Below are 3,109 nucleotides of genomic sequence, written 5' to 3'. Positions count from 1 at the left end.
TTTGCCCTCCGTGGCGCTGCCCTCGACCACGTCGGCCGACGGGTTGCCCTCGGCCAGCGCGGCGAGGCCGGCGAGGAGTTCGGCGCGGTCCTGCGCGACGACCGCGGCGCGGCGGTCCAGGGCGGACCGGGTGAGCGCCTGGGCGTGGGCGACGTCCGCCAGGCCGAGGCCGGGGCGGGCGGTGAGGTGGGCGTGCAGCGCGGCGGCCTGCGCCCGCAGGGCGCCCTCCGTCTTGCCGGACAGGACGACGGGCAGGGCACCGGCCGTGGCAGCGGCCGGAGTGCCCCGCTCCGCGGCGGCCGGACCGTCGCCGCCGTCCTGCCGGTCCGCACCGGCGGCGTCCTCGGCGCTCTCCAGGATGACGTGCGCGTTGGTGCCGCTCATGCCGAAGGACGAGACGCCGATGCGGCGCGGCCCGTCGTGGAGCGGCCACGGCCGCGCCTCGGTGAGCAGGGACACCTCGCCCGCCGACCAGTCGACGTGCGGGGTCGGCTCGGTGACGTGCAGGGTCTTCGGCAGCACGCCGTTGCGCATCGCCATGACGCTCTTGATGACACCGGCGACACCGGCGGCAGCCTGCGCGTGGCCGATGTTGGTCTTGAGGGAGCCCAGCCACAGCGGCCGCCCCTTGGGCCGGCCCTGCCCGTACGTGGCGATGATCGCCTGCGCTTCGATGGGGTCGCCGAGGCCGGTGCCCGTGCCGTGCGCCTCGACGGCGTCGACCTGGTCGGGCGTGAGGCGGGCGTCGGACAGCGCCTGGAGGATGACGCGCTGCTGCGAGGGGCCGTTGGGGGCGGTCAGACCGTTGGAGGCACCGTCCTGGTTGACGGCGGTGCCGCGGATGACGGCGAGGACGCGGTGGCCCTTGCGGCGCGCGTCGGAGAGGCGCTCGACGAGCAGGACACCGACGCCCTCGGCGAGGCTGAAGCCGTCCGCGTCCGGGGAGAAGGCCTTGCAGCGCCCGTCGGTGGCGAGGCCGCGCTGCTTGCTGTAGTCGATGAACGTACCCGGCGCGGACATCAGGGTGGCGCCGCCGGCGAGGGCCAGCGAGCACTCCCCGTTGCGCAGCGCCTGCACGGCGAGGTGCAGGGCGACGAGGGAGGAGGAGCAGGCGGTGTCGACGGTGACGGCGGGGCCTTCGAGGCCGAAGGTGTAGGAGAGGCGGCCGGAGGCGACGCTGGCCGCGTTGCCGGTGCCGAGATAGCCCTCCACGTTCTCGGAGGAGCTCAGCAGCGCCGTCAGGTAGTCGTGGTTGCTGGTGCCGACGAAGACGCCGACCTGCTTGCCGCGCATCGAGGTCGGGTCGATCCCGGCGCGCTCGAAGGCCTCCCAGGTGGTCTCCAGCAGCAGCCGCTGCTGCGGGTCCATGGCGAGGGCCTCGCGCGGGGAGATACCGAAGAGCGAGGGGTCGAACCGGGCGAAGTCCTGGACGAAGCCGCCCTGGTTGGCGTAGCTCGTTCCCGGATTGTCCGGGTCGGGGTGGTAGACCGTCTCCATGTCCCAGCCGCGCTCGGCGGGGAATCCGGTGATGGCGTCGACGCCGTCCACGACGAGCTGCCACAGCTCCTGGGGGGAGGTCGCGCCGCCCGGGTAACGGCAGCCCATGCCCACGATGGCGATGGGGTCCTGGTTCCGCGCCTCGATCTCACGCAGCCGCTGACGTGTCTGTTGCAGATCCGCCGTCGCCAGCTTCAGGTAGTCCCGGAGCGTCTCTTCATTCGCCATTTAACGCAACCACCCAATTTGCAGCAGACGGCATCGGAAAACTGTGTCGCGGAGCCGAGGAATGTCATCGGAAAGGGCGTCGCCTCGCACGTCGGGCGAAGCGACTGCTCGGCGGCAGGCTATTTGCCGCTCAATCTCTCCTACAACCCCTCACTGCCCCCTACGCACCCCTGGGTGGGGGGGTGTGCAGGGGGCAGTTTTCCCCTGGTCAATTCACAGGGGGCGGGCCATCTTCACCAATAATCGGCAAGCCGTCAATAACGGCCGAGGCCCTCGTTGATGAGCGCGAAGAGTTCCTCGTCGCTGGCGTCGGCCGCGGCCGCGGCCGTCGCCGTGTCCGTGGCCGGGCCCGTGGACGCGGCCGCGGTGACGGTGGCGCCGGCGGTGGCCTGCGCGGCGGCCGGGTCCTCGCTCTCGTTCCACTTCGCCAGCAGCGCCTGAAGCCGCATCGTCACCCGGGCCCGTACGACGTTGTCCCCGGTCCCCCGAGCCAGTACGGTCTCCAGCTTGTCGATCTCCTCCAGCAGCGGTGCCCCGCCCTCCGCCGCGTCGGGCGCGATCCCGGCCCGCAGGTAGGCGGCGACGGCGGCCGGGGTGGGGTGGTCGAAGACGAGGCTGGCCGGCAGTTTCAGCCCGCTCACCGCGCCGAGCCGGTTGCGCAGTTCGACGGAGGTGAGGGAGTCGAAGCCGAGCTCCTTGAAGGCACGGCCGGCCTCGACAGAGGTCAGGTCGGCGTGGCCGAGGACGGCGGCCACGGCCGTGCGGACGAGGTCCAGCAGCAGGCGCTGCTGCTCGACCTCGGGCAGCCCGGCGAGCTGCTGGGTGAGCGGCACTCCCCCGGCCAGGTCCTCGGCGGACTCCCGCTCCGCACTCTCGATGACGCGGCGGGCCTCGGGCAGTTCCAGGAGCAGGGGCCGCGCCCGGTCGGCGGTGAAGGCGAGCGTGAACCGCTTCCAGTCCATGTCCGCGACGGTCAGGGTGGTCTCGTCGCGGTCCAGCGCGTGCTGGAGCGAGGCCAGGGTCCGCTCGGGCGGCATCGCCAGGATGCCGTGGCGGCGCATGCGGTCGCCCGCCGCGCTGTCGTCCCCGTCGGCGCTGCCCCAGGGGCCCCAGGCAAGGGAGGTCGCGGGCAGCCCGGCGGCGCGCCGGTGCTCGGCGAAGGCGTCGAGGAAGGCGTTGCCGGGGGCCTGGTTGCCCTGGCCGGGGGCGCCGAAGGTGGCGGCGAAGGAGGAGAACAGCACGAAGGCCGACAGGTCGAGGTCACGGGTCAGCTCGTGCAGGTGGAGCGTGGCGTCGACCTTGACCCGCAGAACGCGCTCGACCTGGTCGGGGGTGAGGGCCTCCACGACGCCGTCGTCGAGGACGGCGGCGGTGTGCACGACTG

Annotated in this window: 2 protein-coding genes; both read right to left on the bottom strand. The window is 72.9% G+C overall.

Annotated features, from left to right (window positions below):
- The coding region (locus tag AQI95_RS42955) for a type I polyketide synthase (protein ID WP_208614416.1) at positions 1-1,725 on the bottom strand (1,725 nt) is incomplete at its 3' end.
- 254 nt (positions 1,726-1,979) lie between these two features.
- A partial coding sequence (locus tag AQI95_RS42950) for a beta-ketoacyl reductase (RefSeq protein WP_159056733.1) occupies positions 1,980-3,109 on the bottom strand: 1,130 nt, incomplete at its 5' end.

The organism is Streptomyces yokosukanensis, from assembly GCF_001514035.1.
In the GTDB taxonomy this organism is placed as follows: domain Bacteria; phylum Actinomycetota; class Actinomycetes; order Streptomycetales; family Streptomycetaceae; genus Streptomyces; species Streptomyces yokosukanensis.
This window is presented reverse-complemented; position numbering and strand designations above follow the sequence as displayed.